The organism is Candidatus Endolissoclinum faulkneri L5, from assembly GCF_000510265.1.
GTDB classification, from domain to species: domain Bacteria; phylum Pseudomonadota; class Alphaproteobacteria; order Thalassobaculales; family Thalassobaculaceae; genus Thalassobaculum; species Thalassobaculum faulkneri_A.
Window position 1 is genome coordinate 597403 of the sequence record NZ_CP006745.1, and the last position, 18098, is coordinate 615500.

The window sequence follows — 18098 nt, forward strand, 5'->3', positions numbered from 1 at the left end:
TAAATTTTAAATTTACTTGAATGCTTACTGGTTTGTAGAATTTTACAAATGGTAAAAAACAATTTTCAATAAACTTAATAGTGCTTTTGTTGCATTTAAACAATTTGTTTATTCTATTTTAATTAGTTTATTTGCATTGTTACAGTAATGATAAAAAATGTTTTGCTAGTAAACTTAAAAATTGTTGCAGATATTTTCTATCTAACTGACTTGTTAATTTAAATATATTATACTAAGACAAGTAGAAAGATGATGCAGGATGTTAGTTATTTAGTATTTGACAATAGATATAAGTTCATACTTATGGCAAGGAATTATCGGTTGATTGTTTTTGATTTTTACTCGCATTGTCAATAGAGATGAACAACTATGAAAAAAGATTAATGAAGTATCTTGGAATACATAGTCTAAGATAAAAGTAATCCTATGAAACTATAAATAAATAACTTATTTTCAAGTTTTTAAGGCTGATTAATATGATTAATTCGGATATTATGTAATTGTGAAAATGTTTAGTATCAGGATATTGCCTGCAATTGAATTAATAATAAATTAGAGAATAAAGTAAATTGATTTAACGGAGCTACAAATGACCTACATCGTTAACGAGAAATGCATTAATTGTAAGTATACTGACTGCGTAGAGGTATGTCCAGTAGACTGTTTTTATGAAGGTGAAAATATGCTAGTTATTCATCCCGATGAATGCATTGATTGTGGAGTATGTGAACCGGAGTGTCCACCAGAGGCCATTATGCCGGATACTGAATCAGCAGCTGAGAAGTGGATAACACTTAACGCAGAATATGCGAAGATTTGGCCAAACATCACGCATAAAATATCAGCGCTGCCGAATGCCGATCAACTACAGGAGGAGAGCGATAAATATGATCGGTATTTTTCTATTCTTCCCGGTGACGGTAATTAGCAAAGGTAAATAATTTATAGGTTAGTTTTAGTTTAATTTTACAATCATTGATGAGTATATATTTGATATATCTATCTTTATGCTACACAGCTGTACAAGCAATCTAGTTTGTCGTAGTACAGCTGAATTAGGTTGATGCTAATAAATATCTAACAACATGGCCGTATTTTATTTCTTGGATGTTTTTTAGACGCCTAATAAATTTATTGTTGTATTTTGCTTTGTTTTTTTTGGTATCATTAAGTTTTGCTTGTCATTTGTTATCCTTAAGCTAGAATACGCTTAATTAATTTTTTTTGCCTATAATAAGTATTTTATCCTGATTATTGTTTTATAGTTGTATGAATCAATAATCTTATATTGCTAATAATACTACCGGATGATTATTAAAAAATATAATACAGCAGATTTGCTTTGTTGGAAACTTTGTCTTGAAATTACTTGTTAATCAAATAGATTGATCAATGCATGACAAAATAATTTTATTAGTTTTCCCTTAAAATAAAGGATTTCAAATATTTTTGAAGTTAATGGAAGGTTGTTGATGAATTATTCGATAGGTACTTTTCACCATTCAAACATAGCATCATGCTTGAATGTGATTACTAAATCGCATTAGTAATTCTACCGTTATTAGAGTTTGCTATTATTCAATTGAATTTAAGCCTTTAAGAATTTATTTTTTGATTTTTGCAGAATGTTAATCGTAGTAGCATCTACAAAATATGATCATTGTTAGTAATTTTATAATAAAAAACAATCTTTAGTAGAAAAAAACTAAATTGTTTAAGTATATTTGCAAATTATTAATTTCTACAATTTTAGATTGAAATTACTATTGTCATTTTCATCGAAAAAAATAACTTAGGGTTATCTCTATATCCACAAAATCTTGAAATGTAGAGATAAAGCATTCAACTCTTTCGCCTGTTGAGGGCTTTGTGTTAAAAATTGATTCTTTGGATCGGTAAATTATTATTTTATCTTTGTTCGGCAGGATTAGACTGAATGCGTAAAAATAGTGAATTGCCCGAGAATGTGGAAATTAGTCTTAAGCAAAACCTGAGTTTAATATACTGGTTAATTTCTGTTCTATTTCGATACATAGTGTTAGTTTGATCAAGGGTACGGTCCTCAAAAAATTTCAAGAAGTAGACTTGAACCGTTCCTTCTTGATTTCGAATAGAAAAGGATTATCCTGCCTATTCCTTTTAACCAAGCAAAGATAAATGCTTTTGCATTGTTTTAATTCCCTTAATCAGATAGATGCAGTTCATCATTAAGCTTAAGCATCCTACATGGGTTGGTGCTATTATTCCTAGTCTTCGTAATCAATAATATAAAACAAAGATTAGTTCTGACGATCCAAATTGCTTATTGCAGAAATTCTCTGTGACTTGTAGCATCTTATTCGTTAGTTATGATCATCTTATAGTATAAACTAATAACTTTACCAAGCTGCTATTGATTCTCTGGATCATGAATTTGCTAAGATATAAAATACACTGATGAGGAGCTAACTCTCGAACGATTTAACAGTTATCTATAATGCTTGATTTTTTTTAAGTAAAATAAATATCTATTCGCATAGATAACGTTATATTCGCTTTTGGATTTTTGATTAAGACAAAAATGATTATCTTAAATATTTAGTGATATATTGATAATTTTACTATAAATATAAAATTTTAGTCATTATAGATTAGTTAATCTGCTATTCTGTTATATTATTTTTTAGTGCAATTTGCACCATTCGTGAGCTTGCTAGTTATAAAATAGCTACAAAAGACATAGCTATTAAATTGAACTAACGTTTAGAGAACTGAAAACTTCGTCTAGATTTAGCTTTACCATATTTTTTACGCTCTACCATGCGCGGATCGCGAGTTAAAAAACCACTCTTTTTTAAGGTAGAAAGCAAATTTGGTTCAAATAATACTAGAGCTTGAGATATTGCATGACGTATTGCACCAGCCTGTCCGGACAGGCCACCACCGATAACTGTGCATAAAACGTCAAATTGATTAGATCGCTCAGTAAGCTTAAACGGTTGTCCAATAATCATTTGTAATACTGAACGAGCAAAGTATCTATCGTGTGTTTTGCCGTTAATAATAATAGTTCCTTTGCCATGCTTTAACCAAACACGAGCGATCGCATTTTTACGACGTCCAGTAGCATAGGAGCGACCAAAACTATCAAGTACTTGTGTATTAGCTGATAAGGAGTCTGTTGCTAAATTATCATATAACTTCGAATCTAAAACATCTAATTGTTCAAAAGATTTATATTTATTAGTGATAATAGTTTTATCTTCAATCGACATCGCTATACCTCGTATTTTTTGCGTTTATGGCGCTTATATCAAGAAGATTTGGCTGTTGTGCTACATGCGGATGCTTCTCACCTACGTAAACTTTTAGTTTAGACATCTGTTTTCTTCCAAGAGGACTTCGAGTAATCATCCCTTGCACTACTTTGGTAATTAGACGCTCAGGATGAGCACTATTAATAATCTGTGCTGGATGACGTGATTTGATTCCACCAGGATAGCCTGTGTGCCAATGGTAGCACTTTTGGTTCATTTTATTACCTGTAAACCTAACTTTTTCGGCATTAATAACTATAACGTTATCACCGCAATCCATATGAGGCGTGAAGGTAGTTTTATGTTTTCCGCGAAGATACCTTGCTATTATTGAAGCAAGCCGACCAATGATTAACCCGCGTGCATTAATGAGAATCCACTTGTTCTTTATTTTGCTTGGTTTTTCAAAATAAGTCCGCACCATTACCTCGCTCATTGTATGATATAAAATAATATAGTACGTAATGCTAAAATTTATTGATTTAAAGGTTATAACCTAAATCGAGCAATAGCGCAATTATACTGGACTATTTTGTTAAAAAAATCCTAAATCAAAGTTAATCAAAGATTAAAATTAATTAGCTATACTCATAGAGTAGATTTAGCATATTTGTATACAAGATTTTCTGTATAGATAAGTTTATTATTATAAATTAAATATAATCGCTAAATGTAGAGTGGAATATAAAAATCAATTAACTAATAATTTAAATTATTATCAATAATTATGCCATAATTTATGATTAAAAGAGCTTTTAAACTTTAACTGACTTCATCATCCTTTTTGGAATCTATTAATATGTTATAACTACATAAGAATAGTTAATTTTTATAAAAGTACAAAAATTAATAATACTTAGAAGAATAAGTATTATTTTAAGATATAATAGATACGATAATTATAATACAGTATTTTTTAAAGAAAATCATGTTTTGATCTAAAGTATTATACAAATTTTATAAAATAAACTACCTAAAGTACTAGTAAAAATTTTAAAATCATGAATAAAAGAAAATTTTTACTAGTACTTTAGGTAGTTTATTTTGATTTATAAAGAGATAATACAAAAATAATATTTTGCATGTCTATTATTATATAATTTATTATTAGTAAATGCCTTATAGCAATTTAAAACGTTTATGAAGTGCAATAAATTTTAAAATAAATTGTTAGAATTAAAGTTCGCCAAAAATAAGCGTAAGGCTTTCACTAAGATAATTAAGTAGATTACAGAATAATAAACTGTGGTGTTATAGTTAAATTTATTTGATCTTCTCTAAGAAGTATAGTTATTAATGTGCTTATGTTTAAAAAGCAGACAAGTAAATTAATTACAAAATAGCATCATGATGCTATTTTGTAATTAATTTAAGGCTAACCACTAATGAAACTAATTTAGTCCAAACTAAACTTAAATACTAACAATAATTAACTTATCAATAAAGCAAACATACATTGCTATTAGCTAAAGCAACAAAGCTATCAAGATTATTTTTTTATTTTTAATAGTTTATTATTATAGCAGTTTAAGTTGTTAATTGAGATACTGAATTATTTTCTCGCACATTTTTTTAGCGTCGCCGAATAACATCAATGTATTTTTTCGAAAGAACAAATCGTTTTCCACGCCAGCATATCCAAATGCCATTGAACGTTTAGCAAATAGCACAGATTTAGCATTTTCCACATCTAGTATAGGCATCCCATAAATTGGACTTGAAGGATCGTTTTTAGCTGCAGGATTAGTTACGTCATTAGCACCTATCACAAAGGCTACATCAGTTTGTGCAAATTGAATGTTAACTTCGTCTAGCTCGAGTACATCCTCATATGGCACATTAGCTTCAGCTAGTAGTACGTTCATGTGTCCAGGCATTCGCCCAGCTACCGGATGGATTGCATAGCGCACAACCACACCCTTAGCCTTTAACAAGTTTGCCATTTCACGTAATGCATGCTGTGCTTGTGCTACAGCCATACCATAGCCAGGTACGATAACAACTGAAGATGCTTGCTTCAACATGAAAGCTGCCTCTTCTGCATCACCCTCTTTTACTGAAATTTGATTGCTTTCTGATTGACTTTTTCTAATATTTTTACTCTTTTTTCCAAAACCTCCTATAATAACACTAAAAAACGACCGATTCATTCCCTTACACATAATATAACACAATATAGCCCCAGAAGATCCTACCAAAGCCCCGGTTATGATCATCAGGTGGTTATTGAGTGTAAAGCCGATTCCTGTTGCTGCCCATCCAGAGTATGAGTTAAGCATTGAGACCACAATTGGCATATCAGCTCCCCCAATTGGTAAAACAAGACAGCAACCGAGTACAAGCGCGACAAAAAATATTAGCCAAAAAGCTGCTGGACTCTGACTATAACATAACAATATAACCAAAGTTATTAATACACCGCACATAAGTGCGTTAAGTACATGTTGTCCGGAAAAAATAAGTGGATTGCTGGTAATAGTTCCTTGTAACTTGCCAAAAGCAACAATTGAGCCAGTGAAGGTGATAGCACCAATAGCTAAACCCAAAGCAACCTCAAGAAGCGCACCTGTTTTCATCAAGCCGAGTTTATTACCTATGCTGTACGCCTCTGGTTGGTAAAATGCCGCAATTGCTACAAAACAAGCGGATAGACCGACAAGGCTGTGAAAAGCTGCGACAAGCTGGGGTAGGGCAGTCATCTGTATTTTGCGAGCAATTATTGTTCCGATTGTTCCGCCAATGAGTAGTCCTACAGTAATTATTGCGTAATTCTGAACTACTTCTAATGTTAAGGTAGTAAATATGGCGATTACCATTCCAACTACACCACAATAATTTCCTGCTCGTGACGTAGCTGGGTGAGATAAACCTCGCAGCGCTATGATAAAGCAAATACCTGATATTAAATACAGAAAAGAGGAGACAGTACTACCCATGGTATGAGTCCTTTTCTCACTTTAAATTTTTTTTAAACATGGTGAGCATACGCTCAGTTACTAAAAAACCACCAGCGATGTTAACACTTGCTAAGACCACAGCAAAAAAGCCAATAATTGAAGAGAAATTCATACTATCAGGACTTGCTGCAATTAAAGCCCCGACGATGATTACGGAAGAGATAGCATTAGTTATAGCCATTAGTGGTGAATGCAAGGATGGAGTGACACGCCAAACCACATAATAGCCGACGAAGCAAGCTAGTACAAATATAGTTAACCCAACTACCGTCGGGCTAAATCCGCTATCATGTAAGATTGGTATTGATGTTTCTGGGCTATAATAGTGTAGCGTAGCCGTATTAGCCTGGCCAGATAAATTAGCGGCATTCAAAGCAAGTTCACTAGCCTCTTCTGCAAGGTTTTCTAGTTTATCTGCAAAAGGAATATTTGACATTAATAAATATAGTCCTCTCTAAAGTTAAAAAGTTTTGACATGATGCTATTATAGTAGATGCTACTATATAATATAATTATATATTGTTAATTATATAATTATACGTTTTTCTTTAGGTGCTGATTAATCGTTAATTCTCATTCACTTATACATAAAGCTAACTTGTTAGTAATCATACCGTTATTGATGATACTTGATGCCTTAATGATCTCATCATTTTCGTTTATGTTAATATTGTGGCTATCCTTATTAATGATTAGCGTCATAAAGTGTAACAGATTTCTAGCGTAAAGTGCACTGGCATCAACCGCTATGCGGCTTGGAGCGTCATTGTAACCAACTATAGTGATTCCATAAGCTTTTACTGTTGCTCCTATTTTAGATAATTGACAGTTGCCACCTTGCTCAACTGCTATATCGACTATGACTGATCCTGGCTTCATAGACTTTATCATATCCTCAGTAATCAGCAAAGGTGCTGATTTACCGAGGATTAGAGCAGTAGTGATAACAACATCCTGATTAACTATTGTTTTTTCAATCAGGGCAGATTGCCTATTTTTATACTCATCGCTCATCTCATTAGCATAACCGCTGGCTGTCTTAGTTTGCGTATAATCCATATCTTTTACACTCAAAAAAGTTCCTCCTAAGCTCTCAATTTGCTCTTTTGTATCTGGCCGAACGTCCATGGCAGATACTACAGCGCCGAGCCGACGAGCGGTAGCGATTGCTTGTAAACCAGCGACGCCAGCACCTATTACAAAAACACGAGCCGGTGGCATAGTGCCAGCAGCCGTTATCATCATCGGAAAAGAACGACCAAATAAGGCTGCAGCGTCAAGTACGGACTTGTAGCCGACTAAATTAGATTGGGAGGATAGTACGTCCATCGACTGAGCACGAGTAATTCTAGGAATTAATTCTAGAGCAAAAGCACGTATACCTTGTTTAGCAATAGCGCTTATTATCGCCTTATCTTTGTAAGGTTCCATTAAGGAAATCAACAATGCTCCATGTTTAAAAAATGGAATCTCTTCAAATGTAGGTTTTCTAACTTTCAATACTATATCGGCATCGGCAATCGCTTCTCTTGCAGTGTTGACGATATTTGCTCCAGCAGTAGTGTATGCTTCATTGCTTATCCCAGCTGACAATCCTGCGCCAAATTCAATTACTACGTTTGCACCGAGCTTGATGTATTTACACACTGTTTCTGTAGATACTGCAACACGTTTTTCGCCATCCCGACGTTCTCTGACGATACCAATTTTCATCTTAAAACCTCGATTAAATTATTTTCTATCGATAAATTATGCCATTTAGTGCACATGTTATACAAAGCAGTAAGAGAATATGACGTTATCATCAGATAATCAAATTAAAAGGTTAGGCGTTACTATTGGCAATCTCTGAATGAACTAGTAAGTTGAAAGTTAGCGATGATAATGTGTATAATTTCAAAAATTATTTTAGTGTCTTTAAAATAAACATGATAATTAGGTACTAGTAAATTCTGGCGTTTATCAACTTTAAGATCTATTATTTATTGAATTATCGTATCTTTTCGATAACTCAATTAGTTATTAAAGTTAATTAGAGATTAAATCAAACAGAAATTACTTCAATCTTATTTGCCAGCAATAAACTGTTTGATGTAATGTTTAAGTTTAATATGTTTTCCACATAAGTGTTTTTAAGTACAGCAAACTTACGTGTACATATCTTCTATATTTTGGTATTTAGCTAGAATAGCTGTAGGAAAATCTTTTCGTACTTCAGCACGAAGCGATAATAATACGCTTAATTTTATGTAAAATCTCAGCGTAAAAATGATCTTGCAAAGGCGTTCTAGTTTTGAAATCTTCAATGTATAACAAAGCTTAGCTCTGGCTATTTATTTTTTTTAAAGTCCACGGACTTATGGTAAAAGTTATCGTAAAATAATAATATATAAAATTTTATAATAATAATATTTATTCTAATCAAGTAAAACAAAGCATAAGCATTGAATACCAGTGATCGATGATCAGCTTTTATTAATAATAAAAAATAAAGATTATTGGTTAAAATCACTTGCTATTAGCAATACATCTATAATTGACTTAACGCATTATTGTTAGGAATTTTTAGAAAAATTTAAGAGTATAAGTTGATAATGCAGCCGCACCTTTCTTCTAATTTACTATTTAAAAGCTATCGTTATGTTTTGTTGAGGTAACATTATTATATTAAGTGTATAGTAAATTTTATTTTTATTGCTTAATAAACAGATTCATAAATATTTATAGTTAAAACTTCGTTTTAATATATAAGCAGCACACTATAATTGTAATTTATTCTTCAATTCTCGCCTGTAATAACATTGATTATTCCGTTGGTTTTTTGAAAAAATATTGTCCAAGCGGTTTATTTTTGATATTAAGCATTGTAGCAGATTAATTTCATATAAAAGCTACGCTTAGCTAAAATTAAAAAGCTCAATCAAAGGCCCTGCTACAAGCAGCACTGTACTTTATACCGATTACTATTCAATTTTAATTGAATAGTAATCGTAACACTAACAGCCAACAACTAATATTTTTATTTTTGCCCAAAGCCTTACTTCAGCAGCACATTAATCCAAACAGATTATATTGCTATGTAATCTCAAGTACGATGTCGGGAAATAACTTTAGACATGAAGAATCACAGCATACGAGTAATATTTGAAATCTATTTTTATAAACACATCTACCTAAAAGAGAATTACTGCGTGCTAAATAAGCAATAGTCTATAAAAAAATAGAAGTAATTTACTGTTTAATACAAATATATTGGTCATTATTTCGCAAGGTAATTCTTATTTACATGACACTTATCGATATGAAGAAATATAAGCTTATGAAAATCCTTGCATTTTAATTTTTATGTCAGCAATTTTGATCAGTATTTTTAATTTTAATATAAAAATAGTAATTTTCCGCAAAATTGCTTTCGGTTAAAGTTTTGCGTATTAAGTTACTATGAAATGCAGGTTTTATTCACTGTTTAAGCGACAAATATAGTAAAATACTTCAGAAATTTTCTATTATTATCTGATAATTGAATCAGTATATACTTTTAAGATACTAAAACGTTTTTATCAGTACTGTTTTATAGTATTCGTTGTAATATTTAAAATTGCACCTAATAATAATGTGTTAGTATTTTAGCTCCTGGCTTAATCAAACAGAGAAATTCTCTACAAGAATAGTTTATTTCTTGTAAAATTTGCTATGCTAGACGTTAAATGCAGTTTTATAAGTTAGTTGTTAAAAATTGGGTCAGAATTTTAAGAATTAATAAATCAATATAAGTAGATATCGAAAAAATATCTAAGACATACGAATGATTTTTTATTCATTTCCGTGAAAATAGAAAAAAATTTTTTTTGCTAGCATTGTACTGATCCCGTTTACCGCTTTTAAATCTTCAAAGCTTGCGCGATAGACTCCTCGAGCCGAACCGAAATGACACATAAGAGCCTTTTTGCGATTTTTCCCAATACCGATAATATCATCCAATCGATTGGTTTTAATATTTTTAATGCGTTGCACTTTATGATTTGTGATAGCGAAGCGATGGGCCTCATCGCGTAATCTCTGTAAGAAGTGCAATACTGGGTCGAATTCTTTCATGAAGAATGGTTCGCGACCAGGTAAAAAAAAGCGCTCTCGACCAGCATCTCGATCTTGGCCCTTAGCTAGAGCTACTACTGTTATATTGTTGATCATAAGTTTCTCTAATATTTCGCAAGCTACATTCAATTGACCATGGCCGCCATCGATCAATATTAAATCTGGCCAGCATTCAACTGTACGATCTTGATTTTGCTTCCCAGCTTGAGATAATCTTCGTGTTAATACTTGTCTAAGCATTGCGTAATCATCGCCAGGTGTGAATTTGTAAATTCTTTCATGTCCAGTGGCTTTTTCCCCGATGAAGTTGCGTATGTTGAACTTACGATAAGCATTTTTAATTAGCCCATCTGGCCCGGCTACGATCATAGCACCAACTGCGTTACATCCTTGTATATGAGAGTTATCGTATACTTCAATGCGTTTCAGCGTAGTATTAATTCCAAACGCGATAGCAACTCCTTCTAGTAGCTTACTCTGATTTGCATTTTTTACAATTCGACGGGCAAAAGCTTGATGAGCATTAGTTAGCGCATAGTCTATTAGTTTGCGACGCTTACTACGTTGCGGCTGTAATAGCTCTACTTTACGTTTAGCTTTCCTGGAAAAGGCCTCAGCGATCAATTCGCTTCCGGAAACATCATGACTGGTCAGCACTAGCTGTGGAGGAACCTTGTTATTGTAGAATTGCCCAATAAACGCTGCTAAGACATCTTCTGATCTAGCCTGCCTATCGTGGTCAAGAAAATAAGCTCGATTACCAAAATTATTGCCAGATCGGAAGAAAAATACCTGAACACAAGTTAATCCGTTTTCTCCGTACATAGCGATTACATCTGCATTCTCCGATTTCTTTAGCTTGATTTGCTGGTTAGTCTGGATGATTGTCAGTGCACGTATGCGGTTGCGATATATAGCTGCGGTTTCGAAGTCGAGAGCTTCGGCTGCTTTCTGCATTTTATTAGCAAATTCGCGCTGTATCTGGTTGCTTTGGCCAGTTAAGAATCTCGTTACATCTGCTACTTGTTTGGCATATTGATCCTCACTTACATATCCGACGCAGGGAGCTGAGCAGCGTTTTATTTGATATTGTATACAAGGTTTTTGACGATTGATGAACATGTTATCGCTGCAGTTGCGCAACAAAAATGCACGCTGCAAAGCTGTTATAGTACTACTTACCGAACTAGCTAATGCGAATGGACCAAAATAACGTCCTTTTATTCTCTGTATTCCGCGGTGCTTCATTATACAAGGGTAAGGGTGATTTTCAGTCAGTAAGATATATGGAAAAGATTTATCGTCGCGGAGTAATATGTTAAAGCGCGGTTGTAGTTGCTTAATTATGTTATTCTCAAGCAATAGAGCCTCTATGTCTGTATGAGTACGTATGATCTCCATAGATGCAGTTTCGCTTACCATACAGAAAAGTCGGTATTCTAACTTAGCTGGTTTGGTATAGTACGCTACTCGTTTTTTTAAATTGCAAGCTTTACCGACGTAGAGTACTTTACTATTCGCGTCCAACATTCGATACACTCCTGGAGCATTTGGTAAAGTACGTACTTGAGCTTTGATCACATCCACACCGCGTTTAATATCAGCAACATTGTTACTAACGTCTCTGCTATCCCTGTTTTTTAAGCGCAGTTTAGTGTATTGGGTATTTTTTAAAAAGTTATCCATTATTTGTTCGATAAAATTTATGTCATCTTTCCTAAAATTATTAAGATAATAATGCACTATAAAATATTAACAGACAACTTCAATAAAGAATTACACTAAAGTGATATATTTAAAGGTATGATATACAGGTTACTTATATCTAGCTTATCTATATCTACCAAAAATAAATTTTAAAAAAAATTAATCCAAGATTACTTGGAAACACAAAACTAATTGCAAGCTATCTTATTATATAATAAGATAGCTTATGTTTTAATTATGTTAAACTAGTACACAGTTTTTCTTTGGTTCATCCATATAAACCATTAACTTTAAAATTTAATAGTTTACGTACATTTTGTACGTTTCATTTTTGTATCTTGAGTAGTATCGTTGATGCTTCAACTATCCTACTCATACGAGTAGCATGCAAGATGCTGCCCACTGTCTACCGCGATCATCTGGCCTGTTATTGAATGTGCACCAACTAGAAAAATTACCGCTTCAGCTATTTCCTCTGGACTAGCATTATGTTGGAGGGGTGTTGCTTTAGATTGACGATCAAAATCTTCTTTATCTTGGTGAATACTCGGTAATATTGGGCCTGGGCCGATTCCATTTACCCGAATTCGCGGTGCAAGCTCTAAGGCGAGTATACGAGTTGCTCCCCATAAGCCAAGTTTAGATAGTGTATAAGACAAAAATTTATCGTTTAAATTCCATACCTTTTGATCAATAATATTTACTATGACTCCTTCGTTTTTTTTTGGTAAGCGGGCAGCAAAATCTTGCATAAGAAATATAGGTGCCCATAGGTTTGGAGTCATATGCCAGTCCCAGGAGGCTCGAGTAACGGTTGCTAAACTATCTTGCTCAAAGGTAGAAGCATTATTAACTAATAGTCCAACAGGCCCGAGAGCGATTTCGCACTGGAGAATGAGGGTTTTTAATTGAGATGTGTCAGCTAAATTTGCACGGATAGGTTCAGCTTTTACCCCAAAAGTACGTAAGTTGTGTACTGTAGCTTTCGCCTCATCAGCCGAATTATCATAATGAACAGCGATATTCCATCCTTTGGAGGCCAAAGCTATAGCAATAGCTTTTCCTATACGACGAGATGAACCAGTCACTAGCGCCGTTTTTGGAACTAGTCGATAGATGTATTTTGCCATAAATAAACTCAGCCAGAGAAAAAATTTAAATACTCAAGTGAAAAAACTGATGAGTAATAAAAACTACATAAGTCGCAAAAAATACCGTAGCCCAGATTCTATTAAACTTTGGTAATACAATAGCTATTCCCACAAAAAGAACAGTAACACTAAACATAAACCATATGTTTAGTGTTACTACATCTTCTGGGATAGGCAGCGGATTGAGCAAGGCAGCCATTCCTATAATACCCATTGTATTAAAAATATTGGATCCTATGATATTACCTACCGCTAAGTTGTTTTGTCGGTGTAGCGCAGCGACGATTGTAGTGGCAAGTTCCGGTAATGACGTGCCTATGGCAACGATAGTAATTCCGATAACTGTTTCTGAAATACCGGCATGATTAGCTATGCTAACTGCTCCGTCTAGTAAAAAGCGAGCGCCAACAAGCAGAGCAATTAAACCTGCCGCTATGTATAAAGCGATACATCCGGCGTTTGTTATTGAGGAATCGCATCTTTCAACTTTTTCTGGATCTAAATTCTTGTGCTTTCTTTGTTCTTCTCGATAGCAGTAGAACAGATAGATAATAAGTGTTAGCAGCATAATCGCACCATGCCAACGCTCAATGATGCTGTTGTTTATGCTGATAGCAAGAAAAAAAATAGTTCCAATTATTAGAGTTATTCCATCGCGTCGTATTCTTACGCTATTACAGATGAAAGGAGAGATCATGCCAACTGTACCAATCATCAGCAAAATATTAGCTATATTAGATCCAATTACATTGCCAATAGCGATTCCAGGTGAGCAGTTTATTGCCGCTTTGAGGCTGACAAATAGTTCAGGTATTGATGTGCCGAAAGCAATGACTGTAAGACCTATTACATGAGAGCTGATGTTTAGCTTTTGAGCAAATACAACTGCGCCCCTGATCATTATTTCTGCGCCAAAGAGAAGCAAAACTAGTCCTGCTAGGATGAAACCTGACGATATCATGTCTTCCTCTCAGAGAATTAATAACTAGTCGTGTACAAAAGGCATCTGAGAACTTTTATTCTGTTATCGTAGTTAACTAAACAACTATATTAATGCTAAATTGTGTTTTATAAAATCATTAATAAAAAGAGTCTGTTCTGAAAAGGTAGGATAAATTATAAATAGTTATACTAGGCACTATATTACATCACTGTGAATCAGTATGTATGGCTTTGGCCATGATTGACTAGTAGATTTTATAAGATAAAACGACGATTGCTAAATACGCCATAAGAATCATATTGTACAGATGCTTGGCAGTTTTTATATCTTAACTATTGGTTCAAGATTGTTATTTTTATTATTTGAACTTTTACATACGTAGTAATTTAATCTAATTTTTGATCTTATCTTTAAGGTATATTTCCATATTCTTCTTGAGCTCCCCTTAATAAGCAAATTCGCTTAAATTTACGAATTTATATTTTATATAATCATTATCGTTTTCTGTTAATTGTACCAAAAATTTTTTCTGCTCCTAGAACAGAAACCACAATTTACACGGATGATTTTGTTAATTACTCTAATGGAGCTAGTATTAAGGATCGTATATAAGTTTACAATACCCGATTGCAAAAGATATCTACTAATCTAAATATCGCATCTAAATTTATTACTAGTGTATTTACTAAGTAGATTCATTCTTAATATATTGCTTGGTTGTCTATTAATTAAAATATTAACTAGAGTTTTGATTTAGTAATACAATTTTTTTGAATTTAGGTAGAATGGATCTACTGGTTGTCTGTAGGAATATAATACTTAGCTATTATAGTTTTTTGTACTGAGCTATTGAGCTGCACTATTAAATACAAATTATTTCTTAGTTTTAAGAATAAACTAAAATTTGGAAAAATTTTTATAGTGACAAAGTTTAATACTTATGTTTATTATTGAATTAACTTAATAACCCGTCGATGAGCAAATATGCAGGCTTGTTAATTGATTGTTCTATGATTTCTCAAGATTAAATGTTGCTGTACTAAAGATAGCTTGGGTGAATAGCAACACTATGATATAGAATTATTATTTTAATGTTTGATATATTACAGTATATATCAATTAAATGTTTTTATTTTAGACACAGAGTCTAAAAACCTTTTAGTAATCAATTGTAATAAGGTTAAAAACACAGCTATCATTTAGTTTTAATACTATTATACTAATAAAATCAGTAATAATGACATAAAAATGGTCTATCCTTACACTAAGGATCGATTGGATGAACTGATTATGTACAATAAATCCGAAAACATTACATTTATAAGCTAGAATAGAAAAAGCAAATTTCTAAAATTTGCAACATGCAAATAATTACGAGATTAATTATTGTTTTATTATCTTTGTGCGATTTTGTTTGACAAAGTATCAATGCTGATATCCTTAATCAGCTTAGTTAAAACACTACCGCACCCAATTTCCTCGAAATTCGCACCGATTTCTTGCATCAAATATTGAATGCTTTCGACCCATCGGACTGTGTGATCGATTTGTTGAACTAAATTGTAAGAAATTTCATCATCACGATAAGGTAAGGCGGTTAAGTTAGCAATTACCGGTAGCATCAGTGGCTTAAAGGAAAAACCAGCAATAAAGGCACCAAAAGAATTTTTAATAGGTTTCATGTAACGCGAATGGAAAGCTGCACCAACGTTTAGCGAAATTACTCTTACATCATTAGTCTTTTCACAAGCAAGGGCAACTGTTTTTAAATCTTCTGTGGGCCCGGCCAACACTATCTGTTTAGGTGCGTTGTGATTAGCTATATCTATTCCTTGATTCTTAGTCTCTACTAGAATTTCACGAATCGCTTCAATCTCTAATCCTATAACTGCTACCATAGCGCCATCTGAAACTTTACTCATCAACATACCACGACGCTGTACCAAACGCACCCCATCTGCAAAGGAAAACACTTCAGCAGCAAATAGTGCGTTGTACTCTCCAAGACTGTGGCCCGCCACAAATGCAGGCTTCTCTCCTGACTCTTCAAGTCTAGCTAAATAGGATAGCGCATTAACAACAAAAAGTGCTGGTTGAGTAAATTGAGTGCGTATTAAATCACCATTTGGGTTTTCTAAGCAAAGAGTTTTGATAGAATAGCCAAGAATATCATCAGCTTCTGCTACATAGTCCGGGTAGCGATCAAATAAATTTTTCCCCATTCGCTTTACTTGGGAACCTTGTCCAGGAAATACAAAAATTTTAGTCATGCTAACCTCTCTACTGCTTGGTTAAAAGTACGAATATCACTTCCGAACTGATTCATAATAATAATTGCTGGCCTAGTTATTTTTTTGCTCTTCTGTGAAGAGGCGGGGTGACGATTAGGTATCCTAAGAAAGCCAGCTAGTGTTCCTGATGGTCCTACATCTACGAGTCTTGTAGTATAATTGTTCGCCAATGGAACAATTGTATCATAAAATCGCACTACTTCACGAGCTACTCGCCAGAAATGATAAGCTTTGAATTCATGGATTTCACCGCTTAAGGCGCATGATTGCACGGGAATTCTCGGTACACAAAAAGAAAGTTGTTCTGTTATTTCGGAAAAATTTTCTTGGGCATTATCTATCAGTGGCGTGTGAAAAGCAAAGCGAATTGGTAATAGTGCATGGCTAAGACCATGAGAATGAAGTGCTTCCATAAATGCACTGCAATCATTTTTTTTCATACCGTAAACGTAATGAGCAGGTGCATTTGCCGCTGCTAAATGTACTCGCTTACGTAGATATAATGGCATCGCTTCTGTTATTATTTCATGGGAAGAGAGCACGGCAACTAAGCATCCTGGACTAACTAATTTCTCAAATACGGCTGCTTGGGTCCGTACTGCCCATATCGCCTCTTCAGGGGTTAAAGCACCTGATACCACAGCACTAATAGTTTCACCTAGACTATAACCCAACACTCTATTAGGAACAATACCTCGTTCTGCCAAAGTATCAGTTAGTGCCAGAGAAACCGCAACAATCAGCGGATGAGTTTCTATCAACTTGTCAAAGTACATGCTATCAGACAGTGGCCTAGAAAATATAATTTCCGTCAATTCGCGTCCGTTAATCGGTCCTGTTAAGTTGCTATAACGTTTAAGCGCGGCGCGGTATATTGGATCATGCTCCCATAGTTCTCGACCCATCTGGTAATACTGCGCACCTTGTCCTGAATACATGAAAACGATTTCTTTGCTGGTCATGCTTACTCTCCAGTAGGACTAGGCAGTATACTAAAAATTAACTTTTTGCATATTTTAGTATTCAGTATTTCTAAATTTCGATATAAAATTTCTTGCTAGCCGGAGTAGATTTTTCGATTTAATTAAGCCTTAATACAACTCAATAACAAACTGATTATTTACGCTCAATCAGGAAGACATTAAGGTAGAATAAAATATTTCTTTAAGTTCTAAGTAATTATCCTAACAAAATTTCATTTACTGCATACTTTTGCAGAGTGCGAGTAGTTTCATTTAACCACATCATTCAATAATCGTTGTTTATGACTATAATTTATATTTGTGAGCTTAGGTTTTATGAAGTACCATTGATAAAAGATGAGAGGTTTTTCCGCCAATACAATAACTATCTCTGAGAAACCTTAGACTTTATTACGCTCTTCAGTACTCCAAACTTCTAATGCTTTTGTTGTATAAAGCTACATGAAACTATAGCAAAGAGATAAGGTTAGTATAATATTAAAAAATTAACGCGAATCTAAAGCATAGAAAACTTGAGGAAAAATTTCCATTATTAATAAACAGCAAGCATAAAACATTAAATATTCAATCATTAAAAAGTACGGAAAGATCTTAAATCTAATTGAGCGCTAATAGATAATTTATTGTTTCATTGATGATTAAAAATAACGTTTTGCTTGTAGGTTTATTGAAGTT

The 18098-nt window shown here is 33.5% G+C and carries 11 protein-coding genes; 1 reads left to right on the top strand and 10 read right to left on the bottom strand.

Features of this window, described 5'->3' with window-relative positions:
* Positions 1–589: 589 nt before the first annotated feature.
* Positions 590–928, top strand: coding sequence for a ferredoxin FdxA (gene fdxA, locus P856_RS01815; RefSeq protein WP_025300466.1), 339 nt, complete (start codon positions 590–592; stop codon positions 926–928).
* A gap of 1807 nt (positions 929–2735) precedes the next feature.
* On the opposite strand, the gene rpsI is transcribed toward fdxA, so the two are convergent.
* From rpsI to P856_RS01865, 10 genes are all read right to left on the bottom strand, one after another.
* Complete coding sequence (gene rpsI, locus P856_RS01820; RefSeq protein ID WP_044214986.1) at positions 2736–3230, bottom strand: 30S ribosomal protein S9; 495 nt, start codon at positions 3228–3230, stop codon at positions 2736–2738.
* Between the two features lie 13 nt (positions 3231–3243).
* Complete coding sequence (gene rplM / locus P856_RS01825; RefSeq protein ID WP_025300468.1) at positions 3244–3717, bottom strand: 50S ribosomal protein L13; 474 nt, start codon at positions 3715–3717, stop codon at positions 3244–3246.
* A 1114-nt stretch (positions 3718–4831) separates the two neighbouring features.
* On the bottom strand, positions 4832–6232 hold the full coding sequence (locus P856_RS01830) for an NAD(P)(+) transhydrogenase (Re/Si-specific) subunit beta (protein WP_025300469.1): 1401 nt from the start codon (positions 6230–6232) through the stop codon (positions 4832–4834).
* A 16-nt stretch (positions 6233–6248) separates the two neighbouring features.
* Positions 6249–6689: an NAD(P) transhydrogenase subunit alpha part 2 gene (locus P856_RS01835; RefSeq protein WP_025300470.1), complete on the bottom strand. Its 441-nt coding sequence runs from the start codon at positions 6687–6689 to the stop codon at positions 6249–6251.
* Positions 6690–6826: 137 nt separating this feature from the next.
* Positions 6827–7966 (bottom strand): Re/Si-specific NAD(P)(+) transhydrogenase subunit alpha, encoded by a 1140-nt coding sequence (locus P856_RS01840; RefSeq protein WP_025300471.1) that lies wholly within the window; start codon positions 7964–7966, stop codon positions 6827–6829.
* A gap of 2100 nt (positions 7967–10066) precedes the next feature.
* A complete protein-coding gene (uvrC, locus tag P856_RS01845) occupies positions 10067–12034 on the bottom strand; it encodes an excinuclease ABC subunit UvrC (RefSeq protein ID WP_025300472.1) in 1968 nt (655 codons plus the stop codon).
* A gap of 389 nt (positions 12035–12423) precedes the next feature.
* Positions 12424–13185 carry an SDR family oxidoreductase gene (locus tag P856_RS01850; RefSeq protein ID WP_025300473.1) on the bottom strand — a complete coding sequence of 254 codons (762 nt, stop codon included), beginning with the start codon at positions 13183–13185 and terminating at the stop codon, positions 12424–12426.
* A gap of 25 nt (positions 13186–13210) precedes the next feature.
* The gene (locus P856_RS01855) at positions 13211–14167 is read right to left on the bottom strand and encodes a calcium/sodium antiporter (RefSeq protein WP_025300474.1); all 957 of its coding nucleotides are present in this window, start codon (positions 14165–14167) and stop codon (positions 13211–13213) included.
* Positions 14168–15543: 1376 nt separating this feature from the next.
* Complete coding sequence (fabD, locus tag P856_RS01860) at positions 15544–16419, bottom strand: ACP S-malonyltransferase (protein WP_025300475.1); 876 nt, start codon at positions 16417–16419, stop codon at positions 15544–15546.
* Positions 16416–17402 carry an acyltransferase domain-containing protein gene (locus P856_RS01865; protein ID WP_025300476.1) on the bottom strand — a complete coding sequence of 329 codons (987 nt, stop codon included), beginning with the start codon at positions 17400–17402 and terminating at the stop codon, positions 16416–16418. Before P856_RS01865 ends, fabD begins: the two co-directional genes overlap by 4 nt.
* Between the last annotated feature and the right edge of the window lie 696 nt (positions 17403–18098).